This window comes from Streptomyces sp. NPDC026092, assembly GCF_040638605.1.
Taxonomy (GTDB): Bacteria; Actinomycetota; Actinomycetes; order Streptomycetales; family Streptomycetaceae; genus Streptomyces.
Window position 1 is genome coordinate 99,295 of sequence record NZ_JBEZYN010000017.1, and the last position, 17,005, is coordinate 116,299.

General features: G+C 72.4%; 14 protein-coding genes. 7 read left to right on the forward strand and 7 right to left on the reverse strand.

What is annotated here, in order from left to right:
* Positions 1-46: 46 nt before the first annotated feature.
* Together AB0F56_RS26015 and AB0F56_RS26020 are read left to right on the forward strand one after the other, a co-directional pair.
* Positions 47-1,279: a hypothetical protein gene (locus AB0F56_RS26015; RefSeq protein WP_362013746.1), complete on the forward strand. Its 1,233-nt coding sequence runs from the start codon at positions 47-49 to the stop codon at positions 1,277-1,279.
* An 88-nt stretch (positions 1,280-1,367) separates the two neighbouring features.
* On the forward strand, positions 1,368-1,892 hold the full coding sequence (locus AB0F56_RS26020) for a DoxX family protein (protein ID WP_362013748.1): 525 nt from the start codon (positions 1,368-1,370) through the stop codon (positions 1,890-1,892).
* 156 nt (positions 1,893-2,048) lie between these two features.
* On the opposite strand, the gene AB0F56_RS26025 is transcribed toward AB0F56_RS26020, so the two are convergent.
* Positions 2,049-3,401, reverse strand: coding sequence for a PspC domain-containing protein (locus tag AB0F56_RS26025; protein ID WP_362013750.1), 1,353 nt, complete (start codon positions 3,399-3,401; stop codon positions 2,049-2,051).
* Positions 3,402-3,572: 171 nt separating this feature from the next.
* On the opposite strand from AB0F56_RS26025, the gene AB0F56_RS26030 reads away from it, so the two are divergent.
* Together AB0F56_RS26030 and AB0F56_RS26035 are read left to right on the forward strand one after the other, a co-directional pair.
* Positions 3,573-4,841, forward strand: a complete 1,269-nt coding sequence (locus AB0F56_RS26030) for a PspC domain-containing protein (protein ID WP_362013752.1) — start codon at positions 3,573-3,575, stop codon at positions 4,839-4,841.
* Positions 4,838-5,545, forward strand: coding sequence for a response regulator transcription factor (locus tag AB0F56_RS26035; RefSeq protein WP_362013754.1), 708 nt, complete (start codon positions 4,838-4,840; stop codon positions 5,543-5,545). The genes AB0F56_RS26030 and AB0F56_RS26035 overlap by 4 nt, the downstream gene beginning before the upstream one ends.
* A gap of 7 nt (positions 5,546-5,552) precedes the next feature.
* Here the strand turns inward: AB0F56_RS26035 and AB0F56_RS26040 are convergent, their stop codons facing one another.
* Positions 5,553-5,987, reverse strand: a complete 435-nt coding sequence (locus AB0F56_RS26040; RefSeq protein WP_362013756.1) for a DUF3291 domain-containing protein — start codon at positions 5,985-5,987, stop codon at positions 5,553-5,555.
* Positions 5,988-6,076: 89 nt separating this feature from the next.
* Positions 6,077-7,147: an NlpC/P60 family protein gene (locus tag AB0F56_RS26045; protein ID WP_362013758.1), complete on the reverse strand. Its 1,071-nt coding sequence runs from the start codon at positions 7,145-7,147 to the stop codon at positions 6,077-6,079.
* A gap of 347 nt (positions 7,148-7,494) precedes the next feature.
* Here AB0F56_RS26045 and AB0F56_RS26050 point away from each other — a divergent pair, with 347 nt between their 5' ends.
* Positions 7,495-7,848, forward strand: coding sequence for a hypothetical protein (locus tag AB0F56_RS26050; RefSeq protein WP_362013760.1), 354 nt, complete (start codon positions 7,495-7,497; stop codon positions 7,846-7,848).
* A gap of 133 nt (positions 7,849-7,981) precedes the next feature.
* Here AB0F56_RS26050 and AB0F56_RS26055 read toward each other — a convergent pair whose 3' ends face one another.
* Positions 7,982-9,145, reverse strand: a complete 1,164-nt coding sequence (locus AB0F56_RS26055) for an NlpC/P60 family protein (RefSeq protein ID WP_362013762.1) — start codon at positions 9,143-9,145, stop codon at positions 7,982-7,984.
* Between the two features lie 278 nt (positions 9,146-9,423).
* Between AB0F56_RS26055 and pcrA the strand changes: the two genes are divergently transcribed.
* Positions 9,424-11,883, forward strand: a complete 2,460-nt coding sequence (pcrA, locus tag AB0F56_RS26060) for a DNA helicase PcrA (RefSeq protein ID WP_362013764.1) — start codon at positions 9,424-9,426, stop codon at positions 11,881-11,883.
* A gap of 70 nt (positions 11,884-11,953) precedes the next feature.
* Here the strand turns inward: pcrA and AB0F56_RS26065 are convergent, their stop codons facing one another.
* Together AB0F56_RS26065 and AB0F56_RS26070 are read right to left on the reverse strand one after the other, a co-directional pair.
* A complete protein-coding gene (locus AB0F56_RS26065) occupies positions 11,954-13,477 on the reverse strand; it encodes a M23 family metallopeptidase (RefSeq protein ID WP_362013766.1) in 1,524 nt (507 codons plus the stop codon).
* A 244-nt stretch (positions 13,478-13,721) separates the two neighbouring features.
* On the reverse strand, positions 13,722-14,522 hold the full coding sequence (locus AB0F56_RS26070; protein ID WP_362013768.1) for an alpha/beta fold hydrolase: 801 nt from the start codon (positions 14,520-14,522) through the stop codon (positions 13,722-13,724).
* Positions 14,523-14,818: 296 nt separating this feature from the next.
* Between AB0F56_RS26070 and AB0F56_RS26075 the strand changes: the two genes are divergently transcribed.
* Positions 14,819-15,226 (forward strand): cobalamin B12-binding domain-containing protein, encoded by a 408-nt coding sequence (locus AB0F56_RS26075; protein ID WP_362013769.1) that lies wholly within the window; start codon positions 14,819-14,821, stop codon positions 15,224-15,226.
* Between the two features lie 125 nt (positions 15,227-15,351).
* On the opposite strand, the gene AB0F56_RS26080 is transcribed toward AB0F56_RS26075, so the two are convergent.
* Positions 15,352-16,974 (reverse strand): DUF5691 domain-containing protein, encoded by a 1,623-nt coding sequence (locus tag AB0F56_RS26080; protein WP_362013771.1) that lies wholly within the window; start codon positions 16,972-16,974, stop codon positions 15,352-15,354.
* Positions 16,975-17,005: the final 31 nt, after the last annotated feature.

Below are 17,005 nucleotides of genomic sequence, written 5' to 3' on the forward strand. Positions count from 1 at the left end.
TGACGAAGGGTCGACGGACGGTCGGACGGATCGGGAAGTGAGCGCCGTGGCGGTGCAAGAGGCGAGACAGTGCCATGACCACGCGGGGTGCGCGGAGAGCGGGCGCGCGGGTCACCGGCGTGCGGTCGCCGCCTTCCTCGCCCGGCGGGACGAACTCGCCGTCGGCGAGGGCGTGCCCGCCGCCGTCGCGCACTCGCCGGGTGCCTCGCGGCAGTGGGTCTCCGACGCGCTCGCCCAGTCGGCGCGCGCGGTCGCGGCGGGCGGGCGCGGTGCGGGCGAGGCCTGGCTGCGGCGGGTCAGGTCCGGGACGCTGGGCGTCGTCTGGGGCGGGGTCGTCGCCCTGCTGCTCGCCCAGGCGCTCACCGCGAGCGGTGCGGGCTGGACCGGGCCGCGCACGGCTGGCCTGGTCGCCGCGCTCGCCCTCGCCGTCCCGCTCACCTTCGCCGCCCACGCGCACCGGGCGCGCGGCGGGGTCCTCGCCCCGCTGATCGGGGAGGACAACCGGCTCTCCACCTCCCGCGCGGTCGCCGCCGGCTGGCTGCTCCTCGCCGTCTACACCGTGCTCTTCCTGGCCCTGCGGCTGGCCACCGGCGACGTCGAGCGGGTCGGCCTGGGGGTGCGGCACGGCGCCGGGCTGCTCACCGTCTTCGCGTTGACGGCGGCCGTCGCCGTCGCGGCCCGGCGGATCGTGTGGGGCCGGGTGGTCGGGCAGCGGCTGCAGAAGGTGCGGGCCGACCGGCCCCGCGCCGCCGACCTGCTGTGCGACGACGACGGCCGCGCCGCTCTTGGGGATGTCGCCTACGTCCTGGCCTCCGGCGCCGTCCTGGTCCTCGCCGCCGTGCGGCTCGGGCGCGATCCCGGCCGGCTGCCCGAGGTGCCCTGGGCCCTCGTGCTCCTCGTCGCCGTGGCGGCGGCCGGCTACGTCGCCGCCCTCTGCGTCCAGGGCGGCCGGCCCGTCGTCCTCTCCGTCGTCCGCTCCCGCGAGGCCGGCGACCTGGACGCCCCGATCCGCACGGGCGACGACATCGAGATCCGGGGCGCCGGATTCGTCCCGCCGGGGGCCTCCGGCCCGGACGCGTTGACCCGACTGGTCGTGCGCGTCGGCGCCGTCCACGCCCACGTTCCGCTGGTCCCGGTCCCGGGCGGCTTCGCCAACCCCACGGACTCGTCCCTCACCGTCCCGCTCCCGGTCGACGTGGAGCCGGGGCGGGTCGAGGTGTGGGTGGTGACGGCCTCGGGCGTGGAGACCAATCGGGTCGTCATCGACGTCGTCGACTGAACACGCGCGGCGTTCTCCACGTATCCACACAGCGGGGCTCCGGGGACAATCGGTTCTGCGGACAGTGGCGTGGAGAGGCAGGCCGACGATGTCACAGCACAGCGCGGGACCGACGTGGGCGAGAACGGCGGGGACGGGCGGGCGGTTCGCCGCCTGGAAGGAGGCCGGATCGCGGTACGCGCTGCTGCCGCTGCGCGTCTTCCTCGGCGTCACCTTCATCTACGCCGGGCTCGACAAGCTCACCGACTCCGCCTTCATGGCCGACACCGGGAGCGGGTCGATCGGCGAGATGATGCGCGGCGTCCGGGACACCTCGGCCATCCCGGCCCTGGTCGACCTGGCGCTCAAGAGCCCCGTCGGCTTCGGCTACGCCATCGCCTTCGGCGAGCTGGCCGTCGGTATCGGCACCCTGGTGGGCCTGTTCGCCCGCGTCGCCGCGCTCGGCGGTGCGCTGATCTCCCTGAGCCTCTGGCTGACCGTGAGCTGGCAGGTCAACCCGTACTACTACGGCAACGACCTCGCCTATCTCATGGCCTGGCTCCCGCTCGTGCTGGCCGGCGCCTCGTCCTTCTCGCTCGACGCCGTCCTCGCCGCGCGACGGCGCACCCGGTAGGCGACCCAGGTCACCAGGGCGGCCACGCCCAGGCCTCCGCAGAGCACCGGGATCACTCCGTACCAGGGGGTCGCCCAGGCGTTCGTGGCGTCGCCCGCGTACATCACGGCGAGGGCGAGGGCCGTCCCGCCGGCGACCAGCCGGCCCGGTCGGAACTCATGAAGCAGCACGGGTGACCTCCACCTGTCCGAGACCTGTCTTCAGCGAGAGCTCCACCGTCCCACCGGGCGTGGTGCCCGCCGGCGGGGCCAGCGTCCGGCTCTCGTCGATGTCGGGTGCGATGTCGATGTCCTCGGCGCGCTGCTGCGGCAGCTGCACATCGCCCAGGCCCACCTGCGCCCGCAGCTTCACCGTCACGTTCTTCGGCACGATCACCTCCAGCTTGCCCGCGCCGACCTCCGCCTCGGCGTCGACCGTGGTGCCCGCGGGGACGGCGAGCTGGGACAGGTCGAGCGTGCCGACGCCCGTGCCCAGTTCGTACCGGGGCTGGACGGCGGCGACCGAGGCCGGCTTCCAGGTCGTCCGGACCCACTCCGTGGAGATGTCCTTGGGCAGCGCCGCCGCCGCCGCGAGCAGGCCCGCGGTGACCACGGTCAGGAAGATCGTCCCGAACCCGGTCCGGCCGAGGAAGCTGCTGATCACCAGACCCAGGCCGAACACCGCGAGCGCGGCGACCAGGCCGATCTGCAGGCTCGTCCCGAACGGCTGGGTCTCCCACGACAGGCCCGTCCCGAGCCCGCCCGCGAGCAGCGCGAGGAGGAAGACCGGCCCGCCGATGGAGCGCGGTCCGCGCCGGACCGTGGAGGCCTGCGGCCGCCGCGCGGCCGCCGAACCGTCCGAGCCCCACTGGCTGCCGGGCACCGGGACCTCGCCGCTCGGGAGCCGGCCCTCCGCGTCCGCGCCGTGCGGACCCCAGAGATAGCCGACGGCGATCCTGCCGGTCGAGCCGTCCTTGACTATGGGGTCCTTCCACCAGGACGGGAACTCCACCAGCGGCGGAGCCTTCGCCTCCGGCGGGGCGTCCGCGACGGTGGCCGCCGTCGCCGCGTCCTTCCGTCCCTCGGTGTCGCCGGCGGAGACCTGCGCACGCCGCTGGGACCAGACCGCCGCGCCGCACACCGCTATCGACAGCATCACCGCGAACGCGAGCGTCCCGCCGTTGCGCAGCATCGACAGGAAGACACCGCAGCCCACCAGGGCCATCAGCACCGCCGCGAGCGCGGCTCCGTCGACGCGGCCGGAGAGCAGTCTGCGGCCCTCGTTCTCCTCCTCGCCCGCGACGGGGATCAGCAGCCACGCGAAGCCGTAGAAGATCAGCCCGAGGCCGCCGGTCACGGACAGCACGCCGATCGCGATACGGAAGATCACCGGATCGAGGTCGAAGTGCCGGCCGAGACCACCGCACACACCGGCCACGACCCGGTGCTGCCGCGAGCGGCGCAAGGACGCGAACGGTGGGTCCTCCGCCGGGGGCGGGGCCTCGTGCGAGGAAGGCGTGGAACTCGTCATGCGTCCATGGTGACCGCCGCCGTCCCGCCGCGGCACCGGGATCGACCCTGGCCCGACCCTGATATTCCGGCGCCGGTCCACCCCGAGAGCCTCCTAGGGGGCGCTTCCTAGGGGCGATCTCAGGGACCGACCCTGATGTGCCGCCCGGGCCGGACGTGTGACGATCGGTGCATGCCAGCAGCCGCCCGCGTTCCGGAGACCGACGAACCGCCCGTGCGCAAGCTCTACCGGAGCGCCGACGGACGGTGGCTCGGCGGTGTCGCGCGCGGCCTCGCGGGCCATCTGGGACTGCCCGTGGTCTGGGTCCGCGTGCTGTTCGTGGGCCTCCTCCTCGCGGACGGCCTCGGCGCCCTGCTCTACGCGGTGTTCTGGATCGTCGTCCCGCTCGGCGTCGGCGGCCGCAGCGCGCCCCGCCCGGTCTTCGAGACCACCCCGGACGGCCGCCGCCGGCTGCGCAAGCCCGACCGGGGCCAGATCTTCGCGCTGATCGCACTGGCCGTCGGCGCCGCGGTCTTCGCGGGCAACATCGACTGGGGCAACCGGACCGACCGCTATGTCTGGCCCACCCTCCTCATCGGCGTCGGCGTGGTCCTCGTCTGGCGGCAGGCGGACAACGCCCGCCGGGCCAGCTGGACCGAGGCCGGCCGCCGCCGGCGCACCCTCCAGCTCGCCCGCGGCTTCGCGGGCGTCGCCCTCGTCGGCATGGGCCTGACCGTCTTCATGGTGGTCCGGGGCTCGGCGGCCCAGCTGGGCACGGCGCTGACCGCCGCGATAGCCGTCCTCACGGGCATAGCCCTGCTCGCCGGACCGTGGCTGGTCCGGATGTCGCAGGACCTCTCCGAGGAGCGGACCATGCGCATCCGCGCGCAGGAGCGCGCCGAGGTCGCGGCCCATGTCCACGACTCCGTCCTGCACACGCTCACGCTGATCCAGCGCAACGCGGACGAGCCCGGCGAGGTGCGCCGGCTGGCCCGCGCGCAGGAGCGGGAGCTGCGGAACTGGCTGTACAAGCCGGAGGGCACGGGCAAGGACGAGGGCGAGGAGCCCGAGACCCTCGCGGAGGCGGTCAAGCGGGCCGCCGCCGAGGTGGAGGACCAGCACGGCGTCCCCCTGGAGGTGGTGGTCGTGGGCGACTGCCCGCTCGACGAGAAACTGACCGCGCAGATGCAGGCCGCGCGCGAGGCGATGGTCAACGCCGCCAAGTACGGTGGCGAGGGCGGGGCCGTTCAGGTCTACGCGGAGGTGGAGGGCCGTACGGTCTTCGTCTCCGTGCGGGACCGGGGACCGGGCTTCGACCTCGACGCGGTGCCCGAGGACCGGATGGGCGTACGAGAATCGATCATCGGCCGGATGCAGCGCAACGGCGGTTCGGCCCGGCTGCGGTCCGTGCCGGGCGGGGGCACCGAAGTGGAGCTTGAGATGGAGAGGGCGGACGGATGAGCGACGAGACCGGGACCGGGACGACGGCGGAGCCGAGCGCGGAGCGTCGGGTGCGGGTCGTGCTCGTCGACGACCACCGGATGTTCCGTACGGGCGTGCAGGCGGAGATCGGCCGGACCGACGTTACCGGCGTCGAGGTGGTCGGCGAGGCCGCCGATGTCGACCAGGCGGTCACGGTGATCACCGCGACCCGCCCCGAGGTCGTCCTCCTCGACGTCCACCTGCCGGGCGGCGGCGGGGTCGAGGTGCTGCGCCGCTGCACGAACCTCATGACGGCGAGCGAGGACCCGGTGCGGTTCCTGGCCCTGTCGGTATCGGACGCCGCGGAGGACGTGATCGGGGTGATCCGCGGCGGCGCCCGCGGCTACGTGACGAAGACGATCACGGGCACCGACCTGGTCGACTCGATCTTCCGGGTCCAGGAGGGCGACGCGGTGTTCTCCCCCCGCCTGGCCGGCTTCGTCCTCGACGCCTTCGCCTCCACCGACGCCCCACCGGTGGACGAGGACCTGGACCGCCTGACCCAGCGCGAGCGCGAGGTCCTGCGGCTGATCGCCCGTGGCTATGCGTACAAGGAGATCGCCAAGCAGCTCTACATCTCGGTGAAGACGGTCGAGTCCCACGTCTCGGCGGTCCTCCGCAAGCTCCAACTCTCCAACCGCCACGAACTCACCCGCTGGGCAACCGCCCGCCGCCTGGTCTGACAGGCGTTCAGCCCTGGTGCTCCGGTCCGCCGGGGTTGTCCGACGCCGCCTCCGCCGCCTGGGCCGTGAGGCGTTGTCTGGCCTCGTTCCAGGTGATGGGCAGCTGGTCCGCCGGGGTTTGCCAGAAGGTGAAGGTGGAGGCGCGCATCGTGGGGCGTAGGGCGGTTGTGATCGAGCGGTGGGGTTCGGTGCGGGCGTAGGTGTAGAGGGCGTCGCGGTTCTCCCAGGCCGAGAGGGTGTAGAAGATCCGTTTCAGGGGCTGGGCGATCAGGGAGGCGCCCAGGGCGCCGGGGGCCGACTTCACCTGGCGCCAGGCGGCGAGGGACTTCAGGAAGAACCGGGGGACGTCCGCCAGGGAGCGCACCTCGAAGCGTGAGGCCATGACGTAGGCCTCGGTGCCGGGGCGGGCTTGGTTCGGAACGGTCCAGGGGAGGGTGGGCATGGTTTGTCCTCCACGTATGGATAGTGGCGCTACCTATATAAGTAGATAGCGCCACTATCCAATGGTCAAGCCGTTTCGGCCTCGGCGGGTCATCCCACCCGCGTCGCCCCCGCGAAAGGCATCTCGTCGATCGGGGCGACCCGTACCGGCGCGCCCGGGCGGGGCGCGTGGATCATCTGGCCGCCGCCGATGTACAGGCCGACATGGCTGATCCCGGAGTAGAAGAACACCAGGTCGCCCGGGGCGAGTTCGGAGCGGGAGACGCGCTTGCCGGCGTTGATCTGGGTGTACGTCGTCCGGGGCAGCGCCACCCCGGCCGCGCGCCAGGCGGCCTGCGTCAGGCCCGAGCAGTCGTACGCCGACGGGCCCGTGGCGCCCCACACGTACGGCTTGCCGAGCTGGTTCCGGGCGAAGGAGATCGCCTCCGCGGCGCGGGCGTTCGGTGCCGCGATCGGTCCGCGAGGGCTGCCCGCATCCCGGTCGGCCCGGTTCGCGGAACCGGTGTCGCTCCGGCCCGAGCCGGCCACCGCCGCCTCGTAGCGGGACCGTTCCTCCGCCGTCAGCCGGGCCAGCAGCGTGCGCGCCTCCGCGAGCTTGGTCTGCACGGCCGCCTTCTGCGTCCGCAGATCCGTCTCGTGCCCGCGCAGTTGGGACAGGCGCTCGTCCGCCTCGGACCGCAGCTGCCTGAGGCCGGTGAGCTCACGGCGTACCGAGGTGATCGCCGCCGCCTGCCGCTCCCCGGCCTTCTCGGCGATCGCGGCGCGCGCCAGGTACTGCGCGGGGTCGGAGGTGAGCGCGAGCTGCACCGCGGGGTCCAGGCCGCCGGAACGGTACTGCGCGGTGGCGATGGAACCGAGCCCGTTGCGCACGGTGTTGAGCCGCTCGGTCCTGCGGGCCGACTCGTCCCGCAGCCGGTCGAGCGCGTTCCGGGCCGCGTCCGCCTTCTCCTTCGCGCCGTTGTACTTCTCGGTGGCCACCTCGGCCTCCTGGTACAGCCGGTCCACCTTCGCCTTGACCTGAGCGGGCGTGAGCCGGGGCTCGGCGTGCCCTGAGCCCTCGAAGACGGTCGCCGTCGCCGCGGAGGCGAGGGCGAGCGTGGCGGCGGTCCGTGCCGCCTGGCCACCGAGGGGGGAGTGCTTGGGCTTCCGGTGCGCTGCCACGAGGGCGGGTCACATCCTCTCCCTGTGGGGGTCGATGCCCACCGGGTCCGGCGATGGGCCGCACAGGGGAGACGGCCCACCGCCGGATTTTCTCGGCGGGGGCGACCGACTGCCGCCGGAAGGACCGACGGTGGTGGGGAGCCGGCCACCTGGGGGAGGACGCTAAACCTGCCCCTCACCCGGGGGCGGGGAGTTGATCGCTATTGGCGTCAGTTGATGCTTGGGGACCGTTCCCGTCCGGCCGCCGTGACGGGAGGACACCGCATTCCGGCCCGCGCCTGACCGAACGGCCCGAGGAACTGGACCCGGACGAACGTAGGTGCTATGCCCCGGTTAGGCTCCGCCCCATGGACGTACTCATCAATGTCTTCGTCGCCCTGCACATCATCGGAATCGCCGCGCTGCTCGGTGGATTCCTCACGCAGATGAAGGCGATGGGCGCGGGTACGGCCCGCTTCAGCCCCGCCATGCTGCACGGCGCGCTCACGATGCTGGTCACCGGCATCGCGCTGGTCGGCCTCAACCAGGCGGACGACCAGGCGGTCAACAACGTGAAGGTCGGCATCAAGATGGCCGTCCTCGTCGTCATCCTCGCGCTCGTGTACGTGAAGCGGGACGAGGAGAGGGTCGACAAGGGGCTCTTCGCCGCCGTCGGTGGCCTGACCGTCGCGAACATCTTCATCGCGACCCTCTGGACCTGATCGCCACCCGGCATTCGGGACCCGCCGGTCGGACCTGATCGCGCGCAAGCCGAACGGCGACCTGTTCCGCTACTCGGGCACGGGCGACGCCGCGGGCCGGCCCCGGCGGAACGAAGGGCCGGCCCGCGCGTGACTATGCCGGGCGGACGCTGCCGTAGATCGGCATGTAGTAGATCGACTCCTCGCGCACGTTCGCGCCCGGCTTCGGCGCGTGGATCATCTTCCCGCCGCCGATGTACAGGCCGACGTGGCTGATGTCGTCGTAGAAGAAGACGAGGTCGCCCGGGAGGAGATCGTCCGTCGCGATCCTGGTCCCCACCTCCACCTGGTCCCAGGTGGTACGGGGCAGGTCGACGCCCGCGGCCTTCCAGGCGGCCTGCGTCAGGCCCGAGCAGTCGTACGAACTGGGGCCCGTCGCGCCCCACACGTACGGCTTGCCGATCTGGGCCCGGGCGAACGCCAGGGCCTTCTCCGCCTTCGCCGCGTACGTCGAGCCGCCGTTCGCCGGGGGCTGGACGGGCTCGGTCGGCTGCGTCTTACGGGCCTCCTCCTGGCGCTGCCGCTCGGCCTCCGCCGCCTTGGCCCTGGCCTCGGCCTCCGCCTTGGCCCGCGCCTCCGCCTTGCGGCGCGCCTCGGCCTCCCGCTTGGCCTCCAGCTCCGCGAGCCGCTTCTTCTCCTCGGCCGTCAGCCGGGTCAGCAGCGTCCGCGCCTCGCCCAGCTTCCGCTGGACGGTCTCCTTGGTCGTGCGCAGGGTGGCCTGGGACTCGGTCAGCGTCTCCAGGCTCTTCGTCGCCTCCGCGCGCTGCTTCGCCGCGGCGACGCGCTTGCCCTCGTAGTCCGCCACCGCGCTGCGCTGGCGCTCGGAGAGCCGGTCCATCAAGTGGGTCTGGTCGAAGTACGACTGCGGGCTGTCGGCGAAGATCAGCGCGGCGGTCGGGCCGACGGCCCCCGCCCGGTACTGTGCCGCCGCGTAGGAGCCGAGCGCCCGCCGGGACTCGTTGATCTCCTCCGTGCGCTTGGCCACGTCGTCGAGCAGCCGGTCGACCTTGCGGCGCTGCTCGTCGGTGGACTCCTTGGCCTTGTTGTACTGCTGCGTCGCCGTGCCGGCCTGCCGGTAGAGGTCGTCGACCTTCTTCTGGACCTCCTCCACCGTGGGCTTCGGCGGGGAGGTGGGCACGGCCTGGGCGCTCTGCGAGGTCAGCAGGGTGACCCCGGCGAGGGCGGCCGTCGTGACCCCGACGGCGGGGGAATGCGGGCGTGTGGGGCGCGGCTTGCGATGGGACGCCAAGACCGGCATCTCCTTCCGTGGCCGCCGAGGGTGACGACCGGCGTCGACTGCCGGAAGGCAGGGCCGGGTTCGGCGTGAGCTGCCCGCTCGGCGCGTTTCGCCGCCGGAGAGGAACGGGCTGCCTGGGCGAGCACGCTAGCCAACCCGTGGGGCGGCTGGGAAGGGCGATGTTCGATATGCCCGATACATTTTCGTGACCTGAAGCGGACTGTCACCCTCCGTAAGATTCGGGTCACTTCGGGAGGTGGCAGCGGGCTGTCAGTGCGGCGGCCTAGACTCGATAGGCGATGAGCAGCCTCTTTGACGACAGCTTCCTGGCGAGCCTCCAGAACCACTCCTCGGAGGAGCCCCCGCCCCCGCCCGAGGACGACGAGCACCACCCCCACGGCGCCCAGGCCGCGGAGGAGGTCCCGCACGACCTCTTCGAGGGCCGCTTCGACGCGCCGTCGAACCGGGACGCCTACTACCGCGACGGAGCCGCCCGCCCCGTCGTGGACGCCGCCGCGCTCCTGGACGGGCTGAACGAGCAGCAGCGCGCCGCCGTCGTCCACACCGGCTCCCCGCTGCTCATCGTCGCGGGCGCCGGCTCCGGCAAGACCCGGGTGCTCACCCACCGCATCGCCCACCTCCTGGGGACACGGCACGTCCACCCCGGCCAGATACTGGCGATCACCTTCACCAACAAGGCCGCCGGCGAGATGAAGGAGCGCGTCGAGCAGCTCGTCGGCCCGCGCGCCAACGCCATGTGGGTCATGACCTTCCACAGCGCGTGCGTCCGCATCCTGCGTCGCGAGAGCAAGCGCCTCGGCTTCACGTCCTCGTTCTCGATCTACGACGCCGCCGACTCCAAGCGCCTGATGGCGCTGGTCTGCCGCGACCTGGACCTCGACCCGAAGAAGTTCCCGCCGAAGTCCTTCAACGCCAAGGTCTCCAACCTCAAGAACGAGCTGATCGACGAGGAGACCTTCGCCGACCAGGCCGCCGACGGCTTCGAGAAGACGCTCGCCGAGGCGTACCGGATGTACCAGGCGCGGCTGCGCGAGGCCAACGCACTGGACTTCGACGACATCATCATGACGACGGTCCACCTGCTCCAGGCGTTCCCGGACGTCGCCGAGCACTACCGCCGCCGCTTCCGCCACGTCCTCGTCGACGAGTACCAGGACACCAACCACGCGCAGTACACCCTCGTACGGGAACTGGTCGGTACGGGCTACGACGACCTGGACCCGGCCGAGCTGTGCGTCGTCGGCGACGCGGACCAGTCGATCTACGCCTTCCGCGGCGCGACGATCCGCAACATCCTCCAGTTCGAGGAGGACTACCCGAACGCGACGACGATCCTCCTGGAGCAGAACTACCGCTCCACGCAGACGATCCTCTCCGCCGCCAACGCCGTCATCGAGCGCAACGAGTCCCGCCGCCCCAAGAACCTGTGGACGAACGCGGGCGCGGGCGCGCAGATCACCGGCTACGTCGCCGACACCGAGCACGACGAGGCCCAGTTCGTCGCCGACGAGATCGACCGGCTCACGGACGCGGGCGACGCGAAGGCCGGCGACGTCGCCGTCTTCTACCGGACGAACGCCCAGTCCCGTGTCTTCGAAGAGATCTTCATCCGCGTCGGCCTGCCCTACAAGGTCGTCGGCGGCGTGCGCTTCTACGAGCGCAAGGAGGTCCGCGACGTCCTCGCCTACCTGCGCGTCCTCGCCAACCCCGAGGACAACGTCCCGCTGCGCCGCATTCTGAACGTGCCCAAGCGCGGCATCGGCGAGCGCGCCGAGGCGATGATCGACGCCCTCTCCCTCCGGGAGAAGATCACCTTCCCGCAGGCCCTGAAGCGCGTCGACGAGGCGTACGGCATGGCGGCCCGCTCCGCCAACGCGGTCAAGCGCTTCAACACCCTCATGGAGGAGCTCCGTACGGTCGTCGACTCCGGCGCGGGCCCGGCCGTCGTCCTCGAAGCCGTACTGGAGCGGACCGGGTACCTCGCAGAGCTGCAGGCGTCCACCGACCCGCAGGACGAGACCCGTATCGAGAACCTCCAGGAACTGGCCGCCGTGGCCCTGGAGTTCGAGCAGGAGCGCGGCGAGGAGGGGACCGGCACGCTGGCCGAGTTCCTGGAGAAGGTCGCGCTCGTCGCCGACTCCGACCAGATCCCCGACGAGGACGAGGAGGGGTCGGGAGTCATCACGCTCATGACCCTGCACACCGCCAAGGGCCTCGAATTCCCGGTGGTGTTCCTGACCGGCATGGAGGACGGCGTCTTCCCGCACATGCGCGCGCTCGGCCAGGCCAAGGAGCTGGAGGAGGAGCGGCGCCTCGCGTACGTGGGCATCACGCGCGCCCGCGAGCGGCTCTATCTGACGCGTTCCTCGATGCGGAGCGCCTGGGGCCAGCCCTCGTACAACCCGGCGTCGCGCTTCCTCGATGAGATCCCGCCGACGTATCTGGAGTGGAAGCGCACCGGCCCCATGGTCAAGCCCGCCGGGCCGACCTCCGGGATCACCTCCTCGCTCTCCTCCTCCCGCGCGCGCTCGGGCCCCTCGGGCTTCGCCACCCGCCGGACCAGCGACAAGCCGGTCATCGCCCTCCAGGTCGGCGACCGGGTCACGCACGACCAGTTCGGCCTCGGCACGGTCATGCAGGTCACGGGCGCCGGATCCGACGCGCAGGCGACCATCGACTTCGGCGACGAGAAGCCGAAGCGGCTGCTGCTGCGGTACGCGCCGGTCGAGAAGCTGTAGGACGGCGGGCATGCGAGAGGGCCCCGGCTTCGGCCGGGGCCCTCTCGCATGGTCGGTGCTGGTGTCGGTCTCAGCCCGTCGGGTTGAGACCGTGGCTGCGCAGCCACGCCTCGGGGTCGATCGCCGCGCCGCCGCCCGGACGGACCTCGAAGTGGAGGTGAGGACCGGTGGAGTTGCCCGAGTTGCCCGAGTACGCGATGACGTCGCCGGCCTGGACCTTGCCCGAGCGGATCTTGGTGCTGCTCAGGTGGCAGTACCAGGTCTCGGTGCCGTCCGGCGCGGTCACGATCGCCATGTTGCCGTAGGCGCTGTTGTACTGGGTGCGGACCGTGCCGTCCGTCGCGGCCATGACCTTCGTGCCGTACTGGACGGGGAAGTCGATGCCGGTGTGCACGGACATCCAGTTGACGCCCGCCTGGCCGTAGCTCGCGCTGAGCTGGTGCAGCTTCACCGGCAGCGCGAACTTGGGGCGCAGCGCCTCCTTGCGGGCCGCCTCCTCCTCGCGCTTCTTCCGCTCCGCCTCCTGGCGGGCCTTGAGGTCGATGCGCTCCTGGGTGCGGCTGGCGCGGTCGCCGAAGTCGCGGGCGTCGGCGCTCAGCGCGGCGAGCTGGGTGTCCAGCTTGTTGTTGGCGGCGACCGGCTTCACGGAGGCGGGGTCGGCGGCGGCGAGCGCCGTCGTGTCGTCCTTCGTGCCGGCGCCGGTGTCCGACAGGCCGCCGACCGAGGCGGCGGCGATCCCGGCGACGCCCATGACACAGGCGGACGGGACGGCGACGGTCAGCAGCGCGGAGCGCTTCGCGGGCGTACGGCGGCGGCCTCGGCTGCCACCGGAGGAACGGCGCACGGGGCGGCCGGCGGCAGGCGCGGGAACGGCCGGAGACTCCGTGAGGGTCTCGACGGCGGGGTCCTCGGAGTCGTGCTCGTACGCGTACTCCTGGTCGTAGCCGTCCTCGTAGGACTCGTACGATCCATGGGACTCGTGGGTCTCGTACGACTGGTGCGTCTCGTGCGACTCGTGTGAGGGGTCGGCCTCGTACGCGGTGGTGGATTCGGTCGCGTACGTGACGTCCTCGTAGGCGACTTCTTCGTACGCGGCGGGCTGCTCGGGGACGTACTCGTACTCGGGGGTGTACTGCTGCGGAACGACGGGCTCGGCCTGGTTCCAGGCGGTGGCGTCGTAGGTACCCGTCTCGAAGGAGGGGTTCGTCCACTGGCCCGTGGTGTCGTACGAGGCGAAGTGCGCGGTCTCGTACTGGCCGGTCTGCTGGGCCTCGTTCCAGGCGGAGGCGTCCCACTGGCCGGTGGTGTCGTACTGCGCGGCGTCGTACTGGGCGGTGACGGTGCCGTACTGGGCGGCGGTGGTGTCGTACTGCCCGGTGGTGTCGAACTGGCCCGTGGTGTCGTCATGCGTGGTGGCGCCGTACGCGGTGGTGTCCCACTGCTGGGTGCCGGTCCACTGGGTGCTGTCGTACTGGCCGCTGTGACCGGCGTCGTAGCCGCCCGGGAGGGCGCCGAAGAGCGGGTCGGTGGCGAAGCTGCCGGTGCTGTGGGCGTCGTCTCCGACGTACCCGGCGTGGGGGTGCTGGTCGTTCACCAACTTCTCTCTCGCCTCGGCGGCAGGGCCAGTCCGGGGCGGGCCCGACGAGGGTGTCCCGGGTTAAAGCAGTGGCGCGACTGTACCCGGCGGTATACGCAAGCGACAATCTTCCGAGGGTTTTGGTTCCACAGGAAACGGGCAATCGGCCGTGTTTCGGCGGCCTCGGGGGAGAGCCTTGGCCCTGTGTTCGAGGAACGTTCGAAGAACAGACACCTTCTGGCGGGTCGTCAGAGGAGCCGGGTCATGCCACGGAGGCGGCTCCGGGCTCGGTGGCTTCGGTGTCGTCGTCGGCATCGAGCGCTTCGCGGATCCCTGCCGCCACGGTCGGATGCACCGGCAGGGCGAGATGACCGATGCCGCTGACCCGAACGTTGTGCACGCGCAGATCGGGGTGGTCGAGCCGGGCCGTCTCCACCGGGACCATCACCTGGTCCAGGTCGCTCCAGAAGCTGACGCAGCGTGTCCGGCAGCCCGGGGTGGGTTCGGCGAGTTCCTGGAGCACGTCCGAACCGGGGCGCATCTGGCGCACCAGGGGATGGGCGCCGGCCCAGGGGGCGGCGGTGGTGCCGGAGTGGGGGGTGCCGAGCATGACGAGCGTGCGCACGCGCGCGTCACCGCCCTGGCGCTGTACGTAATGACGGGCGATGAGGCCGCCCAGGCTGTGGCCGACGATGTCCACCTCGTGGTGGCCGGTCCGGGCGCACAGCTCCTCGACGTGGCGGCCGAGCAGCTCGGCGGCCACGCGCAGGTCGTTCGTGAGCGGAGAGTAGTTGAACGACTCGACCGGGTGACGGCCGTGGCGGACCAGGGAGCGGCGGAGCAGGACGAAGACGGAGCGGTTGTCGGCGAAGCCGTGGAGGAGGACCACGGGGCGTCCGGTCCCGGGCCGCCGGTTCGCGCCGTCCTCGCCGACCGTGTCGGTCTCGGGGCGCGCGGCGATCATTCCGGAGGGGTAGAGGAGCAGGTGGCCGGTGAGGATGGCCAGCTCCAGGGCGTTGGCCTTCAGTGCGGTCGTGACCTTGGTGAGCCTGGTGAGCTCCATCGTCGGCCTCCCGAACGGCACGCGGGGCCGAACGGCAGTGCGGTGAGCCGTACGTCCGGACCTGCGGCTGCGGCCCGGACGTACGGCTACCCCGTAGCGGCTCCCTTTGCGCACGACCCTTTGCGGCTGGTGGGCCCAGGAGGAGGGCCCGGGCGGGTCCGGCGCAGAGCGAACAATGTCCCACGTGTGATTTCCCCCTCGGAGTCCTCCGCGAAACAGCAGGGTGCGGGATGCTGGCGATAACGTTCGTTCACCTCCCCGGCAATGAAGCGCGGGGGTCGCATGTGGAGGCAGAGATGGGTGTGACCGGTCCGATCCGCGTGGTGGTGGCCAAGCCGGGTCTCGACGGCCACGATCGCGGGGCCAAGGTGATCGCGCGGGCGCTGCGTGACGCCGGTATGGAGGTCATCTACACGGGGCTGCACCAGACGCCCGAACAGATCGTGGACACGGCGATCCAGGAGGACGCCGACGCGATCGGCCTGTCCATCCTCTCGGGCGCGCACAACACGCTGTTCGTGAAGGTGCTGGAGCTGCTGAAGGAGCGCGACGCGGAGGACATCAAGGTCTTCGGCGGCGGCATCATCCCGGAGGCGGACATCGCGCCGCTGAAGGAGAAGGGCGTGGCGGAGATCTTCACCCCGGGCGCGACGACCACGTCCATCGTCGACTGGGTGAACAAGAACGTCCGGGTCGCCGCGTAGCTCTGCGTTACGCCACGGAGCTCCGTGTAGCTCTGTGTAGTTGTTTTGAACGGCCGCCTCCGCAGGGTCGAGCCGGGCGCCGCCGCCGCGACGGCGCCCGCCCCGAGGCGGCCGGCATGGTCCGGTCATTGCGGCGGGGGTGTCAGTTCCGTCTGCATCTGGGATCTCAGGCGGAGGGTGGAGACCAGGCGCTGGAAGGCCTCCGACCAGTAGCCGCCGGCTCCCGGGGAGGCGTCTTCCGGTTCTGTGGTGAGGGCGGTCAGGGACTCCAATTGGGGGGCCGACTCCGGGGAGAGGCAGCGCTCGGCCAGGCCCATCACGCCGCTGAAGCTCCAGGGGTAGCTGCCCGCGTCGCGGGCGATGTCGAGGGCGTCGATCACGGCGCCGCCCAGCGGCTCCGACCAGGGCACCGTGCAGACGCCGAGGAGTTGGAAGGCCTCCGACAGGCCGTGCGCCGCGATGAACGAGGCGACCCAGCGGGCCCGTTCCTCGTCCGGGAGCGTCGACAGCAGCTGCGCCCGCTCCGCCAGGGACGACGTGCCCGGGCCGGTTGCCGGCGGGGTCGCGGGGGAGCCGAGCAGGGCGCGTGACCAGTCGGCGTCCCGTTGGCGGACCGCCGCGCGGCACCACGCCGCGTGCAGCTCGCCCGCCCAGTCGTCCGCGACCGGCAGCGCCACGATCTCCTCGGCCGAGCGGCCCGCGAACCGCGCCGGCCAGCACGACAGCGGCGCCGAGTCGACGAGCTTGCCCAGCCACCAGGACCGCTCACCGCGGCCCGCCGGCGGGGTGGCGACGACGCCGTCCCGCTGCATCCCGGCGTCGCACTCGTGCGGCGCCTCGACCACGATCGTCGCGCTCCCTTCCGTACGGTCGAGGGAGACGCAGGAGGTCGCCCGGTCCGCCATCCGGCCGGCGAGCGCCGATCCGGGCAGGGCGGAGAGCAGTTCGGCGGCGGTCGAGCGGACGTTACGGCTCCGGTCGGACAGGGCCTCCTCCAGGAACTCCTCGTCCGCGCCGGAGAGTCCGGCCCGCAGCGAGTCCAGGAACATCAGCCGGTCCTCGGCCCGCTCCGCCGCCCAGGTCGAACGCAGAAGAGCCAGCGCGGCCGCCGGGTCCTCGGCCCGTGTGGCGGCGAGCAGCGCGACCCGCTCGGCGAACAGGCCCTCGTCCCACAGGGACTTGACCGCCTCGCCGTCCCCGGGGTCGGGGAGCGCGGCACCACTCGCCGCGCCGCGCAGGGCGAACTTCCAGTCCGGGTTGAGCCCGGCCAGCCACAGGCCGCGCGGCCCGGCGAGGGCGAGCGCCTGGGGGCGCAGGTCCGTCCGGGCGCGGGCGGCGTCGAGAAGGGCGGGCAGCGCGGACGCCGGTGCCCGGTAGCCGTGTTCGTTGGCGGCGGCGAGCCACTGGGGGAGCAGCTCGGCGAGGTCGGGCGCGGCCCCGCGCCGGCCGCCGGACGGGGCGGGGGCGGCCCGGCCCGCGAGGAGCAGGCCGAGCCGGTGGCGGGCGGCCGCGGGCAGGGGCGTGCGGTGGTCGTGCGGGGCGGGCTCGGGTGCGGCGGCCGCGGGCCCGGGCCGCAGGCCCGCCCTTCTCCGTACGGTGTGCAGCGCGGCGGCGTCGAGCAGGGCTACGGGAGCGTTGCCCGCGCCCGCGTCGGAGGGCGCGGAGCGCGTCGTGCGCGCGGGGAGCGTCGGCGGGCGGCGGTCCGTGCCGAGCAGCGCCGAAGTGACGAGTTCTTCCCAGGCGTCCATGGAGGCCTCCAGGCCGTCGTGCCGATCGAGG